Origin of the sequence: Actinosynnema sp. NPDC053489 (assembly GCF_044544865.1) — a bacterium.
Lineage (GTDB): Bacteria > Actinomycetota > Actinomycetes > Mycobacteriales > Pseudonocardiaceae > Actinosynnema.
Map to the genome: position 1 here is coordinate 212,454 of NZ_JBITXT010000011.1, position 15,315 is coordinate 227,768.

Here is a 15,315-nt window from a genome sequence, read left to right on the forward strand (position 1 = left end):
CGCGGCTGCGCCGACTGGGGGGCGCGACCGCCGTCGCAACCCACGAGCGTTGTGAACGAGCGGCCCGTGCGGATCCTCATCCACCACACCGCCTCCGCGAACGTCACGGACTACTCGCAGGCGGCCGCGTACGCCAACGCGCACTGGATCCAGGACCTGCACATGGACACCAACGGCTGGATCGACTCCGGCCAGCACTTCACCAACAGCCGGGGCGGTTTCCTGCTGGAGGGCAGGCACGGCAGCCTGGCCGCGCTGCGGGCCGGCGACCGGGTCGTCGTGGGCGCGCACTGCCCCGGCCAGAACACCGCCGCCATCGGGATCGAGAACGAAGGGCTCTACATGGACGTGGAGCCGCCGAAGTTGCAATGGGACTCGTTGGTGTCCTTCTGCGTCTACACGTGCGAGCAGTACGGCATCCCGCCCACGGAGATCCAGGGCCACCGGGATTACCGCGACACCCTCTGCCCGGGCGACCGCCTCTACGCCCTGCTGCCCCGGTTGCGTCAGGAAGTCGCCCGCGTCCTGGGCGCGTAGGCGGTGCCGCTCGGAGGTGTCCTGGCAACTGTGAACAGGCTGATCCCGCGTCCTCCCGTGGTGAGATAACGGTGAATTAACGTCAGCTTGCGTGTTCGTGCGCGACGCTTGACGGGTACGAGCACGAAACGCCAACGCGGGGAGGCGTCGTGATCAAGGTGATGCTGGCCGACGACGAAGACCTCGTCAGGTCCGGCCTTCGCATGATCCTCGGCAGCGCAGGCGACATCGAGGTCGTGGCCGAGTGCGACGACGGGCACCTGGTGGCCGACCTGGCACGCAGGCACCGCCCGCACGTCGTGCTGCTGGACATCCGGATGCGGTCCTCCGACGGGTTGATGGCGTTGCGCAGGCTGCGCGCCATCCCGGACCCGCCGAAGATCGCCATGCTGACCACGTTCGACGTGGACGAGTACGTGTCGGAGGCGTTGCGGTTGGGCGCTTCCGGCTTCCTGCTGAAGGACACCGAGCCGGAACAGCTGGTCCGGGCCGTGCGCGACCTCGCGGTGGGTGGCGCGGTGCTCGACCCGGGTGTGGCGGCGCGCGTGCTCGCGGCCGTCGCGGACGGTGAGCGGGCGGCCGAGCCGGCGCGGCGGTTGCTCGCGTCGCTGTCCGAACGGGAGCGCGAGGTGCTCGTCCTGATCGGACAGGGGATGTCCAACGCGGAGATCGGTGGGACGTTGCACCTGTCCGAGGCGACGGTGAAGGGGTACGTGTCGTCGGTCCTGGGCAAGATCGGAGCGGTGAACCGCGTGCAGGCGGCGTTGGTCGCGTTTCGCGGAGGATTGATCGCGTGATCCGGGTCCGGGTTCGGCTCGGTGGTTGAGTCCGGCTCGATGTGACACGGGGCCCTTACGGGTGCCCCGGGCAGGCCGAAGCCGGGCAGGCGCGGTGGGAAGAGCGTCCGCCGAGCCTGCCCGGCTTCGGCCTGCCTGTGGCGCCCGAACCCATGTCACATCGAGCCTCGGCGGCCGGCTGCGGGTCCGATGTGGCTGGTGGGGTCAGTTGTTGCGGGGGAGCGGGCCCGGGGTGATCAGGTGGGGTTCGACTTCGACGCGGTTGCGGCCGTGGCGCTTCGCGCGGTACAGGGCCATGTCGGCGGCGGCGAAGAGCTGGTCCAGTTTGGCCGGGCCGGCGGCGACGCCGATGCTCACCGTGGGACGGCGGGTGGGGCCCAGCACCACGGTCCAGTCGTGGCCGTCGACGGCGGCGCGGATGCGCTCGGCGACGGTCGGGCCCACCTCGGCGCTGGTGCCCTCGTCGTTCAGCAGGACGACGAACTCGTCGCCCGCCCAGCGGGCCACCAGGTCGGCGGCGCGGCACTCGCGGCGCAGGAGTTGGGCTATCTCGCGCAGCGTGGCGTCGCCCGCGGCGTGGCCGGCGTCGTCGTTCACGCCCTTGAAGCGGTCCACGTCGACCAGGACCAGCCACGGGACGCGACCCCGGGCGGCGGTGCTCTCCAGCAGGCCGGCGGCGGCTCGTTCCAGGCCCAGGCGGTTGGCCAGGCCGGTCAGCGGGTCGCGGGCGGCGGCTTCCTGGGCGGCGACGGCCATCCGCTGCGCCTGGACGGCAACCCGGCGTTGTTCCAGGGCCTGGCCGAGGCCCTCCTGGAGGGTCTCGGTCGCGGTGCGGCCGGCGGCCACGGAGCAGCGCAGGGCCGCCGCCTCGCCGACGTGGTCGCCCATCTCGGCGCAGATGTCGGCCAGGTCGAGGGAGAAGCGGAGCAGCAGGGACGGGTCGTTGATCGATTCGGAGGCGGCCACCGCGCGGCTCGCCAGGGTGCGGGCCTGGACCAGGTCGCCCTGCTCCCGGCGCACGACGGCGAGGACCCAGCCGGCGACGGCGGAGGTCCACTTGTCGCCCGCCCCCTTGGCCTGGCGCAGCGCCTCCCGGGCGTTCTCCTCGGCCTCCTCCAGCTCGCCGACGCCGGCCAGCGACCGGCTGTAGGCGGCGAGGAGGGCACGGCGCATCTGCTCGTCCTTGGCGAGCACCAGGCCCTCCTTGAGGTGGCCGCGGGCCTCCTCGAAGATCGCCGGGGCGCGGTCGGGGTCGGAGGAGATGGCGCGGAAGTTCAGCGTGCCGCCCAGCCCTTGCAGGCAGTGGGACAGGATCTCGGTGGCGGCCGGCTCGGTCTCGGCGGCGCGGCGGGCCACCTGCACGGACAGGCGGAGCATGTCCACGGCGGCCCGCCGGTTGCCGATGCCCTCCAGCAGGTAGGCCAGGGCGTGCATGGCCTGCGCGGCGGCCGGGTTGTCGCCGTGCTCGCCGTCCAGGTCGGTCCAGCCCTCGGCGGCCAGCTCCAGGGCGAGCGGGATGCGGCCCAGCCGCCAGGCCAGCTTGGCCCGGCCGACCAGCACCGCGGAGCGCTGCCAGCGGTCCGCGCCGGGGGGCACGCGGCTGACCACCTGGTCGAACAGGGTGTTGGCCTCCGCCAGGCGGCCAGCGTTCAGCAACGCCTTGACCTCGAGGTCCAATCGCGGAACCTGATCCGCTACCAGGCGATCTCGCTGCTCCACTCCTGCTGACACTCCATTCCGACTCGGCGAGGCGGTACGCGGGGACCGCTCGCCGCCGGCACGGCTACCACAGGCTACCGGCCGGAACGCCGCGTGTACCGCTCCTCGTGCAGGACTTCCTCCAGCGGCAGCCGGTGCCGCCAGCCGTGCCGCTCGAGGTCCGGGGTGCCGGGCAGGCAGGAGACCGGGCCGACGCACAGCCAGGCCACCGGCCGCACCGGGTGCGGGATGCCCAGCAGGCGGCGCAGCACGTCCTCCCGGTAGAAGCTGACCCAGCCCACGCCCAGCCCCTCGGCGGTGGCGGCCAGCCACAGGTTCTGGATCGCCAGGCACACCGAGTACAGGCCCGCGTCGGCGATGGCGTGCCTGCCCAGCACGGCGGGCGAGCCGCGGTCGGGGTCGTAGGTCACGACCACGCCCAGCGTCGACTCCAGGATGCCCTCGACCTTGATCCGCGCGAACAGCTCGGCCTGGCGGGCGTCCAGTTCGGCGGCGAACACGCTGCGCTCGGCGTGGACGTGGTCGCGGAACGCGCGGCGGGTGTGCTCGTCGCGCACGACCACGAAGTCCCACGGCTGGGACAGGCCCACGCTGGGCGCGGCGTGCGCGGCGGTGAGCACCCGGCGCAGCACGTCGGGCGGGATCGGGGCGCCGGTGAACTCGCCCCTGGTGTCCCGTCGCCGGTGCAGGACGTCGTAGAAGCTCATTCGAACGATCGTGCCTCACGCCTTCCGGTGAACCTGGTCCGGCCGGGGGTGGCGTCCGTCTCAACCGGGCGTTGAATCCCCGGTCATGGTCGGAACGGTGCACGGGTCCGCGTTGGGGTTCGCCGGTGGCGTGGTGGTGACGGCGGTGGCGGCCGGGTGGCCGGTGTTCGCCCTGGTCCTGCTCGTCGTGGTCGTGGCGGTGGTGTCCTGGTGGACGACGGTGGCGGGCGCGGCGCTGGCCGCGGCGCAGTGCTGGGGCCTGTACGGCGGCTTCGTCGTCGGCGACGGGGGCCACCTGGTGGCGGACTGGCCCGCGCTGGCGGTGCTGGCCGTGGCGGCGACGGCGTCGCTGAGCGGGTTGGTGCGCGACCGCCCCTCCACTGTGGATCCCGCCGCTGTGGATCCCGCCGCTGTGGATCCCGTCGCGGGTTGACCTTCACCCCGGGTGAAGGGGCACGGTGGGTCTCGGCCGGGACGCCCGGCCGGGGAGGGGTGGACCGTGGAGCTGATGACCATCGGCGCGTTCGCGCGGGCCGCCCGGTTGTCGCCGAAGGCGTTGCGGCTCTACGACGAGCTGGGCCTGCTGACGCCGGCGCGGGTCGACCCGCTGTCGGGTTACCGGCGGTACTCGCCGGACCAGCTGGAGCGGGCCCGGCTCGTGGCGTGGCTGCGCCGGCTCGGGATGCCGCTGGCCCGCATCCGAGGGGTGTGCGGGCTGGCGCCGGCGGACGCGGCGGCCGAGGTGCGCGCGTACTGGGCGCAGGTCGAGGCCGACACCGCGGCGCGGCGGAGCCTCGCCTCCCTCCTCGTCGAACAGCTCTCAGGGGAGGACACGACCATGACCGTCACGTTGAGGTACGCGGTGCGGACCGACCGCGGGCTCGTCCGCGACTCCAACCAGGACGTGGGCTACGCCGGCGAACGGCTGCTCGCCGTGGCCGACGGGTTCGGCGCGCGCGGCGAGCCGCTCAGCTCGGTGGCCATCGACACGCTCGCGCCGCTGGACACCGCCATCCCGGCGGGCGAGCTGCTCAACGCGCTGGCCGACGCCGTGGAGCGGGCCGGCGCGGCGGTGGGGGAGTACCTGTCGGCCAACCCCGCCGACGGGTGCAGCGGCACGACGCTGACCGCGATGGTGCTGTCCGGGTCGCGGCTGGGCCTGGTGCACGTCGGCGACGCGCGGGTGTACCTGCTGCGCGGCGACGGGTGGTTCCGCATCACGCACGACCACACGGCCGTGCAGTCGCTCATCGCGGAGGGCCGGCTGACCGAGGAGGAGGCGGTCAGCCACCCGCGGCGGTCGCTGCTGGTGCGCGCGTTGAGCGGCGGGGCCGTCGAGCCGGACCTCGCGCTGCACGACGCCCTGCCCGGCGACCGGTACCTGCTGTGCTCGGACGGCCTGCACACCGTGGTGCCGGAGGCCGACCTGCGGCACGTGCTGGCGTCGGCGGCCGAGCCGGAGGAGGCGACGCGGCGGCTGGTCGACCTGGCCAACGCGCGCGGCGGCCCGGACAACGTCGTGTGCGTCGTCGCCGACGTGGTGCCCGCCTAGCCGATCGGGCCCTGCGCCTCCCCGTCCGGCGAGGCGCGCCACTGGTCGAACGGGCGGTCCAGCCGCCACGCCGTGCCGTCGTGCGTGAGGACCCGGTCCTCGCACGTCTCCAGGTTCGACAGGGACTCGAACAGCTCGATGCTCCAGCCGAACAGCCGGCGGCACAGCAGGCGGATCGTCAGGCCGTGCGACACGACCAGGGCGGTGGCCGGGTGCCCGGGTTCCCGCATCCGGCCCTCCAGGTCGGTCAGGAACGCGGCCAGCCGGTCGTCCACGTCCGCGCCGGACTCGCCGTTGGGCAGCCTGAAGAAGAAGTGCCCGAACGCGTGCCGCTGGTGCTTGAGGACCTCCTGCTGGACGGGGTCCTGGAGGTTGCCCCAGTCCTGCTCGCGCAGCCGCGGCTCGGCCACCGTGCGCTCGACCAGGTCGCCGAGGTCGAGGTTGCGCAGGGTGGCGCGGGTGCGCACGTACGGGCTGACGTAGACCGCCGCCGGGCCGCCGCCCAGCAGTTCCTTGACCCGCGGCCCGGCGGCGCGGGCCTGGGCCTCGCCCAGGTCGGTCAGCGGCAGGGCGTGGTCGGGTACGCGGCAGTAGGCCAGCTCGTCGACGTTGCCGAGGCTCTGCCCGTGGCGCAGCAGGATGATCCGCACCCCTCCATCGTGCCGGTGTTACATTTCGGGGCGAAACCGGACGGAAGGTGTCACATGATCAAGTACGTCGCCCTGTACCGGAAGCCGGCCGACGTCGAGGCGTTCGACGAGGCGTACTTCGAGTCCCACCTGCCCCTGGTCGACCGCACGCCGGGGCTGCTGCGCGCCGAGGTGGCGAAGGTGTCCCGCGTGTTCGTGCCCGGTTTCCTCGGCGAGCACGAGCCGCACCTCGTGGCCGAGATGTACTTCGAGTCCGCCGACGCGATGAGGGACGCCTTCGCGTCGCCCGAGTGGCAGGCCGCCGGCGCGAACCTGAGCGAGATCGGCGGCGTGGAGCTGGTGGCCATGTTCGCCGCGGAGGTCGTCGAGCGATGATCGCGGTGGTGATCGGCGGCGGCACCATGGGCGCGGGCGTCGCCCACCTGCTGCTCGCCGGCGGGCACGACGTGGTGCTGGTCGAGGCGGGTGCGGACCGGGTGGCGGCCGCGCGGTCCGCGGTGGGCGCGTCGCTGGCCAAGGCCGCCGAGCGGGGCAGGCTGGACGCCGCGCCGGACGACCTGATGGGCCGGCTGGTGGTGGTCGAACGGCTCGACCAGCGGGTCGGGCGCGGCGCGGAGCTGGTCGTGGAGGCCGTGCCGGAGGACCTGGAGCTGAAGCGCCGGGTGCTCGCCGCGGCGGCCGACGCGTGCCCGGACGCGGTGCTGGCGTCCAACACGTCGTCGCTGTCGATCTCGGCGCTGGCCGAGGGGCTGCCCGGCGAACGGGTGCTCGGCATGCACTTCTTCAACCCCGTGCCCGTGCAGCGACTGGTCGAGCTGGTGCACCACGCCGGGGTGGCCGCCGACGTGGTGGCGCGGGTCCGCGGCTGGGCCGAGGAGCTGGGCAAGACCGTGATCGAGGTCCGGGACGCGCCCGGGTTCGCCACGTCGCGGCTCGGCGTCGCGGTCGGCATGGAGGCGATCCGGATGCTGGAGGAGGGCGTCGCGAGCGCCGAGGACGTCGACACCGGCATGCGGCTGGGCTACGGGTGGCCGATGGGCCCGCTGCGGTTGACCGACCTCGTCGGGCTGGACGTGCGGCTGGCCATCGCCGAGCACCTGGCGGCCGAGCTGGGCCCGCGGTTCGAGCCTCCGGCGCTGCTGCGGGAGAAGGTCGCGGCGGGCCACCTGGGGCGCAAGACCGGCCAGGGGTTCTTCACCTGGTAAGCAGGACGGGTGCGGATCCGCGAGCTGACCGAGGACGACGTGGCCGAGGCCGACCGGCTGCGCCGGGTGGCGTTCGGCGGCCTGGGCGAGCCGTCGCTGCGGCCGGGGCGGCGCGGGCTGCTGGCCGAGCTGGACGGGCGGGTCGCGGGCGTGCTCGCGATCAAGGACTTCCACCAGTTCCACGGCGGCGAGCCGGTCCCGATGGGCGGGGTCGCGGGCGTGGCCGTCGACCCGTGGGCCCGCGGGCGGGGCGTGGCCGGCGCGCTGCTCGACGCGGCGCTGCGGGACATGCGCGACCGGGGCCAGGTCGTGTCGGCGCTGTTCGCGACCGCGCCGGCGGTCTACCGGTCCCGCGGGTGGGACGCCGGCGGGGTGCACGAGGAGCTGGAGTTCCCGCTGGACCGGCTGCCCGCCGGGGAGCGGATCGCGTCCCGGCCCGCCGTCGCGGGCGACCTCCCGGCGCTGCACGCGTGCTACGTCGACCTGGCGTCCACGGTGAACGGGCTCGTGGACCGCGGCGCGCCCGGGGTGGACGTCGCCGACGTGCTGGGGCTCGACGTGGCGACGGTCGTGCCCGGCCACGACGGCGAGCTGCGCGGCTACCTCACCGCCCGGCGCGACCGGCGCGGCCTGCGGGTGCTCGACCTGGTGGGGCGCGACCTCGCCACCCAGCTCGGGCTGCTGCGCGAGCTGCGCAGCTGGGCGGGCGTGCTCGACAGGGCCGTCGTCCGGGTCACCGACCCGGCCGTCACCGGCCTGCTGACGAACCAGGCGATCGAGTACACCGTGACCGCCTCCACGTGGCTGCTGCGCGTGGTGGACCTGCCGGCGGCCGTCGCGGCCCGGGGGTGGCCCGCGGCGCGGTGGCTGAAGCCCGCGGCGGTCGACCTCGACGTGGTCGACGAGCACGCGCCGTGGCACGCGGGGCGGCAGCGGCTCGTGGTGGACGAGGGCGGGGTGCGCGTCGAGCCCGGCGGCAGCGGCGCCGTCCGGCTGCGCGCGCGGGCGCTCGGGCCGTGGTTCAGCGGGATGCACGACAGCCACGCGCTGCGCCGCGCCGGGCTGCTCGACGGCGACGGCGCGCTGCTCGACCGGCTGGTCGGAGCACCCGGCATCCCGCGTCTGGCGGATTCCTTCTAACCTGGTCAGCCGTGCTCCTCGCCGTCCTGGAACTGGTCGGGATCGCCGCGTTCGCCGCCTCCGGGGCGGTGGCGGCGGTCCACGCGCGGCTCGACGTGTTCGGCGTCATCGTGCTGGCGCTGACCACCGCGCTGGGCGGCGGCGTCCTGAGGGACGTGCTGCTGGGCGTGCACCCGCCGGCCGCGCTGGTGAACTGGCGGTACCTGGCCGTCGCCGCGACCACCGGACTGGTGGTCTTCCGGTTTCACCCGACCGTGACCAAGCTGCGGCGGGCGGTGCTGCTGCTGGACGCCGTCGGCCTGGGCCTGTTCGTCACGGCGGGCACCGCGACCGCGCTCCGGCTGGGCGCCCCGCCGTACGCCGCGTGCCTGGTCGGCATGACCACCGGCATCGGCGGCGGCGCGCTGCGGGACGTGCTGCTGCGGGAGATCCCCCTGGTCCTGCGGCGGGAGATCTACGCGGTGGCGGCGCTGTGCGGCGCGGTCGTGGTGGCGTTCGGCGACCACCTGCGGCTGCCCGCCGCGCCGGTCGCGCTCGTCGGGTCGGCGGCCATCGTGGGCCTGCGGCTGCTCGCGCTGTGGCGGCGGTGGAACGCCCCGGTGGCCCGCAGGGGTCCCGGACTTGACGGGTAGCTCACACCGGCTTCTCAGGCGGCTCTCAGGACCAGGGGCAAGACTGACCCCATGCGCATCCTCGTTGTCGACGACGACCGGGCCGTGCGTGAGTCGCTCCGCCGCTCACTGCAGTTCAACGGCTACCAGGTCGACCTTGCCGGCGACGGCCAGCAGGCACTCGAGTCCGTCCTCTCGCAGCGCCCCGACGCCATGGTGCTGGACGTGATGATGCCCCGGCTCGACGGGCTGGAGGTGTGCCGCAGGCTGCGCAGCACCGGCGACGACCTGCCGATCCTCGTGCTCACCGCCCGTGACGCCGTGTCGGACCGGGTGTCGGGCCTCGACGCGGGCGCCGACGACTACCTGCCCAAGCCGTTCGCGCTGGAGGAGCTGCTGGCCCGGCTGCGCGCGCTGCTGCGGCGTGCCGCGTCCGACGCCCAGGAGCCCGCCGGCGCGGTGCTGCGGTTCGCCGACCTGGAGCTGGACCCGGGCACCCGGGACGTGCGGCGCGGCGAGCGGCCGATCAGCCTCACCCGCACCGAGTTCGCCCTGCTGGAGCTGTTCCTGGCGCACCCGAAGCAGGTGCTGACCCGCGGCCGCATCCTCGAGGACGTCTGGGGCTACGACTTCCCCACCTCCGGCAACGCGCTGGAGGTCTACGTCGGCTACCTGCGGCGCAAGACCGAGGCCGAGGGCGAGCCCCGGCTGCTGCACACCGTGCGCGGTGTCGGGTACGTGCTGCGGGAGACCCCTCCGTGATCGGTGCCGCCAACGGGCGGCTCCAACGGGTGTCGCTGCGCGCCAGGGTGACCCTGCTGGCCGCGTTCTGCGTGGCCGGAGCCGTCGCCCTCGTGTCGCTGGGCGCGTACATGACGGTGAGCCAGAACCTGCACGACCAGATGGACGAGAACCTGCGGCAGCGCGCCCAGGCCGCGGTGAACGCGCCGAAGGTCAATAACGACGTCACCGAGATCCCCGGCGCGTTCCTGGCCGCGGGCGACATCCGGATCGGCGTGCTGGACGTGGACGGGCAGATCTTCTACCCCAAGGGGACGGTCGCGCCGCCCACCCAGCCCGCCGACCTCGACGTGGCGCGCGGGACGCGGCTGGAGAACATCTGGACCGACCTGCGCACCGACTTCCGGGTGATCGCGGTGCCGTACGGCGACGGCCAGGCGATGGTGATCGCGCAGTCCACCAAGCCATTGAACGTGACGCTGGGCAAGCTGTCCGTGGTGCTGTTCGTGATCAGCGGGCTGGGCGTGCTGGTCGCGGCGGTGGCGGGGACGGCGGTGGCGCGGACCGGGCTGCGGCCCGTGCAGCGGTTGACGGAGGCCACCGAGCGGGTGGCGCTGACCGGTGACCTGCGGCCCATCCCGGTGTCCGGTGACGACGAGCTGGCCCTGCTGTCGCAGCGGTTCAACGCGATGCTGGGCGCGGTGGCGGAGTCGCAGGAGCGGCAGCGGCGGCTCGTGGCGGACGCGGGGCACGAGCTGCGGACGCCGTTGACGTCGATGAGGACGAACCTGGAGCTGCTGCTGGCGTCGGAGCGGCCGGACTCGCCGACGCTGTCCGACGAGGACAAGGCGGAGATCAACGCCGACGTGCGGGCGCAGCTGGACGAGCTGACCACGTTGATCGGGGACCTGGTGGAGCTGGCGCGGGAGGACGCGCCGCAGGTCGTGCACGAGCCCGTGGACCTGGTCGAGGTGGTCGAACGGGCGCTGGACCGGGCGAAGCGGCGCGCGTCGGACGTCCGGTTCGTCGTGGAGCTGCAGCCGTGGTCGTTGCTGGGTGACTCCAGCGCGTTGGAGCGCGCCGTGCTGAACCTGCTGGACAACGCCGTGAAGTTCAGCCCGGCGCGGGGCGTGGTGCGGTTGAGCCTGAAGCAGCTGGGCGACGGCAGCGCCGCGGTGGAGGTCGCGGACTCGGGGCCGGGCATCGCCGACGCCGACCTGCCCCACGTCTTCGAGCGCTTCTACCGCTCCTCCGAGGCCCGCACGCTGCCCGGCTCGGGCCTGGGCCTCGCCATCGTCAAGCAGGTCGCCGAGCGCCACGGCGGCCTGGCCTACGCCGGCCGCGCCCCCGAGGGCGGCGCCCTGTTCACCCTGCGCCTCCCGGGCCGCCCCTGACCGCGAGAGTCCTACGTCCAGCGCGCGAGAGTCCTACGTCCACGACCCCCGAGTTCAACGTTCACGGCTGACGGTGTACGGCTTGGGCGTTGAACTCGGGGGTTCCGAACGTAGGACTCTCGCGTCCCGAACGTAGGACTCTCGCGCCCCGAACGTAGGACTCTCGCGGTCAGGGGAGGGTGGCGAAGAGCAGCGGGCGGGTGGAGACGGGCTTGTACTGGGTCGTCACGTTCTCGTTCGGGCCCCACCAGTGGCCGGTCGGCACGTCGTCGGAGCCGGTGCTGATGAAGATCCAGCCGCGGCCGACGCCGGTGTACTCGGTGGTGCCCACCCGGCGCGTGTCCGGGAACAGGTGGACCGGCGACCCGGACCACGTGCTGGGCACGCCGTGCGGCTCCTTGGTGCTGTCGATCACCGGCACGGCGTACTCGCGGGTCGAGGCGTTGCCGTCGCGGTTGTACGGCTGCGGCGTGCCGGCGACGACCATCATGTGACCGGTCGCGTCGCCGGTGCCGCCCGCGGAGTCGAGGTACTTGACCGCGATGACGTCGCCCTGCACCAGGCTCGGCACCGTCGTCTTGGTCGTGAAGTGGTCGGCACCCGCCTGCAACCCGTCGTAGTACTGCCCCGACGTGGGGCTGGTGCTGCCGAACTCCGCGGTGAAGTAGCCGTCGACGGCCCACGCGAACGTGTGCCGCAGGGCCAGGGTGATCAGCGGCGCGCACTTGGACTTGCCCTCGTACGTGGTGGGGCTGCCCGGCGTGCCCCACACGGCGGTCGACGCCCCGTCCGGGTGCCCCAGCTCACCGGGGTAGTAGTTGTAGGTGTCCTGCCCCGGCCAGGCCAGGGAGTTCAGCTCACCGGCCAGCTCGTCCACCTCGGTGTAGAGCGTGGCCGACGTGGCCAGCGCGGGCGGGGCGACCGCGAAGCCGACGGCCACCGCGGCCGCGCAGGCGGCCAGCGTGCGACGGATGGGCATCGGGACTTCCTCTCGACGGGTGACCGGTTCCTCGGACATGGACCACCGCCGGGCGACCTGGATACCGCCTGTGCCGGGGAACACCCCAACGGCCTAACCCTTGGTGGAGCCCAGGGTGAGGCCGCCGATGAACTGGCGCTGCAGGGTGAAGAAGACGACCAGGGTCGGCAGGGCGACCAGGAGCGAACCCGCGGCCACCAGGTTGTTGTCCACGAAGAACGTGCCCCGCAGGTTCTGCAGCGCCGAGGTGACCGGCATCTTGTCGCCGGTCTGGATCAGCACGAGCGCCCACAGGAAGTCGTTGTAGATCCACGTGAACTCCAGCGTCGCCAGGGCCGCCAGCGCCGGGCGGCACAGCGGCAGGACCACCTGCCAGTACTGCCGGAACACGCCGGCCCCGTCGACGCGCGCGGCCTCGCCGAGCTCGCGCGGGATCGCCTTCATGTAGTTGCTCAGCACGAACACGCAGAACCCGGACTGGAACGCCACGTGGATCAGCACCAGCCCGAGCCGCGAGTCCAGCAGCACGCCGCTGTCGCTCAACCACGACGGCACCGGCGTGAGCAGGTACAGCCGGTACAGCGGCGTCACGATCACCTGCTGCGGCAGCAGGTTCCCCGCCGTGAACAGCATCAGCAGCACCAGGTTGAAGCGGAAGGCGTACCGCGACACCCCGTACGCCACCATCGAGCTGAGCAGCAGCACGAGCACCAGCGCCGGCACCGTCACGACCAGCGTGTTCAGGTAGTAGTGCGGCAGGTCGGCCCGCGTCCACGCCGCCGCGAAGTTGTCCAGGGTCAGGCTCTCGGCCACGGAGAAGTACCCGTTGCGCGAGGTGTCGTCGTACGTCCGCAGCGACGCGTACAGCGCCCACAGCAGCGGCGCCAGCGTGGCCAGGCACGTCAGCACCAGGAACGCGTGCAGCGCGACGCGCCCCGGCCGGAATGCGAACCTCACGCCCGTCCCTCCTCGCGGAACACCTGGACCAGGTAGGTGACGATGAACCCGAGCGAGATCAGCAGCAGCACCACGGCCAGCGCGGACCCCCACCCGATCCGGCTCGACTCGCCGATGATGTTGTCGGTCACCAGCACGGACAGCAGCTCCAGGCCGTTGCGCCCCTTGTTGATCACGTACACGACGTCGAACGCCCGCAGGCCCTCGATCACGGTGACCACGAGCACGACCACGTTCACCGGCTTGAGCACGGGGAAGGTCACCCGGCGGAACGTCTGCCACGCGGTGGCCCCGTCCAGCGCCGCGGCCTCGGCCAGCGTCGGGTCCACCGCCTTCAACCCGGCCAGGTACAGCAGCATCACGTAGCCGGTGTGCCGCCACCCGGCCGCGACGAGCACCGCGTACAGGTTCACGTCGGGGTCGCCGAGCCAGTTGACGGGATCGGTCGACGCGGTGCCGAGCACGTTGTTCAGCAACCCCTGCTCGGGCTGGTAGATCAACTGCCAGATGAACCCGACCAGCGCCAGCGACAGCACCATCGGCAGGTACAGCACGCTCTGGTACACCCGCCCGAACCGCAGCTGCCGGTCCAGCAGCACGGCCAGCAGCATCCCGGCCAGGGTCGGCACGACGAGCAGGAACAGCAGCCAGACCACGTTGTGCCGCAACGCGGGCCAGAACCTCGGGTACCGGGTGAGGATGTCGACGTAGTTGTCGAAGCCGACCCACTCCACGTCGCCGAACCCGCCGATGCCGTCCCACGAGCTGAACGACAGCGCGACCGAGCCGAGCGCGGGCGCCCACACCAGCGCGAGGTGGACCAGGGACGGGACGCCGAGCATCAGCCCGAGCACGAGCTTGTCACGGGGCGCGAGCGCGGTGGCGCGACGCCCGCCGCGCCGGCGCGGCGGTGGGGGGACCGGCGCGCCGGCGGGCTTCGCGGGGGACTCCAGGGCCGTCACGGCGTCACTCCGAGAAGATCGTCTTCGCCTGGTCGGCCATGCCCTTGAGGATCGAGTCGAGGTCGTCGGGGTTCTGGAGGAACGCGTTGAGCCCGTTGGTCGCCGCGTCGCTGGCGAAGCGCGGGTCGGTGTCGCGGTCGAGGAACTGCGTGACGTGCGCGGCGTCCTTGATGACCTGCGCCGACTTCTTCTGCAACGGGGTGTAGCCGGACGTGTCGGCCTTGTTGGACGTGGGGATCTGGCTCGGGTCGGCCTTGAGGTAGGCGAGCTGCGCGGCCGGTGTGGACAGGTACTCGAGCAGCCTGCGCGCCCCGTCGGCGTTGCCCGGCTCGCGGGACATCATGAAGCCGTCGATCGGCGCCTCCACGGTGTCCCGGCCGTGCTCCGGGTTGATCTCCGGGTACGGGAAGAAGTCGAGGTCGTCCAGGTCCGCGCCCTTGAACTGCTGCGCGACGAACGAGCCGAGCAGGTACATGCCAGCCTTGCCCCGCTGCAACGACTGGGCGGCCTCCTGCCACTCGCGGCCGAGCGCGTTCTCCTGGTGGAACGGCAGCAGCCGCTTCCACGTGTCGAACACCGCCCGCACCCGCGGGCCCTGCCAGTCCTCCTCGCCCGCCATCAGGTCGACGTGGAACCGGTAGCCGTTGATCCGGAAGTTGAGCTGGTCGAACGTGCCCATGCCGGGCCAGCCCTGCTTCTGCGCGAACGCGATGGGCACGAGCCCGTCGGACTTCATCCTCGTGCACAGCGCGACGAGCTCGTCCAGCGTCCCGGGCTGCTCGTAGCCGCGTTGCAGCCACACGCTCTTGCGGTAGAAGACGCCCCACGGGTACTGCACGAACGGGATCAGGTACTGCTTGCCGTCCGAGGCGGTGGACGCCTCCTTCAGCGAGGGCTCGTAGCCGTCGGAGACCTTGCCCCAGACCTCGCTCAGGTCGCCGGTGAGGCCCTTCTCGGCGAAGAAGCGCATCCGGTAGCCCGCGAACCAGGACAGCACGTCGTCCGGCCTGCCCTGGAGGTAGTTGTTGATCTGCTCCTGGTACTGCTCGTGCTGCTTGGTGTTGATCGAGACCTTGAGCCCCGACCCGCCCTCGAACGCCCCGAGCACCGCGGTGATCGCGTCCTTCGGCACCTGGTCGGACTGGTTGTTGCCGAACGACACGGTGTCGGCGGCGGCGCCACCGCCCCCGGAGCCGCACGCGGCCAGGCCGGGCAGGGCCGCGGCGCCCGCGCCCGCGACGATCGCCTTCAGCAGGGCCCGACGACCGGGTAAGGGGTGGGCGCGGGTGGGGAAGCTCGTCATCGTCGCTCCTCAGGGTGACGCTCGGCGGTGCCAAGCGAACAAAGAGTCAACAAGAGGACTC

Annotated in this window: 17 protein-coding genes; 10 read left to right on the forward strand and 7 right to left on the reverse strand. The window is 72.9% G+C overall.

The window, feature by feature from the left end:
- Window positions 1-66 precede the first annotated feature (66 nt).
- Together ACIGNX_RS25130 and ACIGNX_RS25135 are read left to right on the forward strand one after the other, a co-directional pair.
- Window positions 67-537, forward strand: a complete 471-nt coding sequence (locus tag ACIGNX_RS25130) for a peptidoglycan recognition family protein (protein WP_396543139.1) — start codon at window positions 67-69, stop codon at window positions 535-537.
- Between the two features lie 149 nt (window positions 538-686).
- Entirely contained in the window at window positions 687-1,334 is a 648-nt protein-coding gene (locus ACIGNX_RS25135; RefSeq protein WP_396543140.1) for a response regulator, read from the forward strand.
- 204 nt (window positions 1,335-1,538) lie between these two features.
- On the opposite strand, the gene ACIGNX_RS25140 is transcribed toward ACIGNX_RS25135, so the two are convergent.
- The gene (locus tag ACIGNX_RS25140; RefSeq protein WP_396543141.1) at window positions 1,539-3,011 is read right to left on the reverse strand and encodes a diguanylate cyclase; all 1,473 of its coding nucleotides are present in this window, start codon (window positions 3,009-3,011) and stop codon (window positions 1,539-1,541) included.
- Window positions 3,012-3,127: 116 nt separating this feature from the next.
- Window positions 3,128-3,760, reverse strand: coding sequence for a 5,6-dimethylbenzimidazole synthase (gene bluB / locus ACIGNX_RS25145; RefSeq protein ID WP_396543142.1), 633 nt, complete (start codon window positions 3,758-3,760; stop codon window positions 3,128-3,130).
- An 85-nt stretch (window positions 3,761-3,845) separates the two neighbouring features.
- On the opposite strand from bluB, the gene ACIGNX_RS25150 reads away from it, so the two are divergent.
- Window positions 3,846-4,193 carry a hypothetical protein gene (locus tag ACIGNX_RS25150; protein WP_396543143.1) on the forward strand — a complete coding sequence of 116 codons (348 nt, stop codon included), beginning with the start codon at window positions 3,846-3,848 and terminating at the stop codon, window positions 4,191-4,193.
- Window positions 4,194-4,268: 75 nt separating this feature from the next.
- Window positions 4,269-5,312, forward strand: a complete 1,044-nt coding sequence (locus ACIGNX_RS25155; RefSeq protein WP_396543192.1) for a MerR family transcriptional regulator — start codon at window positions 4,269-4,271, stop codon at window positions 5,310-5,312.
- Here ACIGNX_RS25155 and ACIGNX_RS25160 read toward each other — a convergent pair.
- Window positions 5,309-5,962: a histidine phosphatase family protein gene (locus ACIGNX_RS25160; protein ID WP_396543144.1), complete on the reverse strand. Its 654-nt coding sequence runs from the start codon at window positions 5,960-5,962 to the stop codon at window positions 5,309-5,311. The genes ACIGNX_RS25155 and ACIGNX_RS25160 overlap by 4 nt on opposite strands.
- A gap of 54 nt (window positions 5,963-6,016) precedes the next feature.
- Here ACIGNX_RS25160 and ACIGNX_RS25165 point away from each other — a divergent pair, with 54 nt between their 5' ends.
- From ACIGNX_RS25165 to ACIGNX_RS25190, 6 genes are read left to right on the forward strand one after another with little or no spacing between them, the layout of a single operon-like run.
- Window positions 6,017-6,337 carry an EthD family reductase gene (locus tag ACIGNX_RS25165; protein ID WP_396543145.1) on the forward strand — a complete coding sequence of 107 codons (321 nt, stop codon included), beginning with the start codon at window positions 6,017-6,019 and terminating at the stop codon, window positions 6,335-6,337.
- A complete protein-coding gene (locus ACIGNX_RS25170; protein WP_396543146.1) occupies window positions 6,334-7,167 on the forward strand; it encodes a 3-hydroxyacyl-CoA dehydrogenase family protein in 834 nt (277 codons plus the stop codon). The genes ACIGNX_RS25165 and ACIGNX_RS25170 overlap by 4 nt, the downstream gene beginning before the upstream one ends.
- Window positions 7,168-7,176: 9 nt before the next feature.
- Window positions 7,177-8,307, forward strand: coding sequence for an enhanced intracellular survival protein Eis (eis, locus tag ACIGNX_RS25175; RefSeq protein WP_396543147.1), 1,131 nt, complete (start codon window positions 7,177-7,179; stop codon window positions 8,305-8,307).
- Between the two features lie 11 nt (window positions 8,308-8,318).
- Window positions 8,319-8,939, forward strand: a complete 621-nt coding sequence (locus ACIGNX_RS25180; protein WP_396543148.1) for a trimeric intracellular cation channel family protein — start codon at window positions 8,319-8,321, stop codon at window positions 8,937-8,939.
- A 51-nt stretch (window positions 8,940-8,990) separates the two neighbouring features.
- Entirely contained in the window at window positions 8,991-9,680 is a 690-nt protein-coding gene (locus ACIGNX_RS25185; protein WP_396543149.1) for a response regulator transcription factor, read from the forward strand.
- Entirely contained in the window at window positions 9,677-11,053 is a 1,377-nt protein-coding gene (locus ACIGNX_RS25190) for a sensor histidine kinase (protein WP_396543150.1), read from the forward strand. The genes ACIGNX_RS25185 and ACIGNX_RS25190 overlap by 4 nt, the downstream gene beginning before the upstream one ends.
- 169 nt (window positions 11,054-11,222) lie before the next feature.
- Here ACIGNX_RS25190 and ACIGNX_RS25195 read toward each other — a convergent pair whose 3' ends face one another.
- The 4 genes from ACIGNX_RS25195 to ACIGNX_RS25210 all read right to left on the reverse strand — a co-directional run bounded on the left by ACIGNX_RS25195 (window position 11,223) and on the right by ACIGNX_RS25210 (window position 15,254).
- Window positions 11,223-12,032 carry a hypothetical protein gene (locus ACIGNX_RS25195; RefSeq protein WP_396543151.1) on the reverse strand — a complete coding sequence of 270 codons (810 nt, stop codon included), beginning with the start codon at window positions 12,030-12,032 and terminating at the stop codon, window positions 11,223-11,225.
- 93 nt (window positions 12,033-12,125) lie between these two features.
- Window positions 12,126-12,989, reverse strand: a complete 864-nt coding sequence (locus ACIGNX_RS25200; protein ID WP_396543152.1) for a carbohydrate ABC transporter permease — start codon at window positions 12,987-12,989, stop codon at window positions 12,126-12,128.
- Window positions 12,986-13,951 carry a carbohydrate ABC transporter permease gene (locus tag ACIGNX_RS25205; RefSeq protein WP_396543153.1) on the reverse strand — a complete coding sequence of 322 codons (966 nt, stop codon included), beginning with the start codon at window positions 13,949-13,951 and terminating at the stop codon, window positions 12,986-12,988. Before ACIGNX_RS25205 ends, ACIGNX_RS25200 begins: the two co-directional genes overlap by 4 nt.
- A 4-nt stretch (window positions 13,952-13,955) precedes the next feature.
- Entirely contained in the window at window positions 13,956-15,254 is a 1,299-nt protein-coding gene (locus ACIGNX_RS25210; RefSeq protein ID WP_396543154.1) for an ABC transporter substrate-binding protein, read from the reverse strand.
- Window positions 15,255-15,315 lie beyond the last annotated feature (61 nt).

Coding starts and splice junctions, on each gene's coding strand:
- bluB (WP_396543142.1), bottom strand. CDS start 3,760: ATGAGCTTCTACGACGTCCTGCACCGGCGACGGGACACCAGGGGCGAG.
- ACIGNX_RS25150 (WP_396543143.1), top strand. CDS start 3,846: ATGGTCGGAACGGTGCACGGGTCCGCGTTGGGGTTCGCCGGTGGCGTG.
- ACIGNX_RS25155 (WP_396543192.1), top strand. CDS start 4,269: ATGACCATCGGCGCGTTCGCGCGGGCCGCCCGGTTGTCGCCGAAGGCG.
- ACIGNX_RS25165 (WP_396543145.1), top strand. CDS start 6,017: ATGATCAAGTACGTCGCCCTGTACCGGAAGCCGGCCGACGTCGAGGCG.
- ACIGNX_RS25170 (WP_396543146.1), top strand. CDS start 6,334: ATGATCGCGGTGGTGATCGGCGGCGGCACCATGGGCGCGGGCGTCGCC.
- ACIGNX_RS25185 (WP_396543149.1), top strand. CDS start 8,991: ATGCGCATCCTCGTTGTCGACGACGACCGGGCCGTGCGTGAGTCGCTC.
- ACIGNX_RS25195 (WP_396543151.1), bottom strand. CDS start 12,032: ATGCCCATCCGTCGCACGCTGGCCGCCTGCGCGGCCGCGGTGGCCGTC.
- ACIGNX_RS25210 (WP_396543154.1), bottom strand. CDS start 15,254: ATGACGAGCTTCCCCACCCGCGCCCACCCCTTACCCGGTCGTCGGGCC.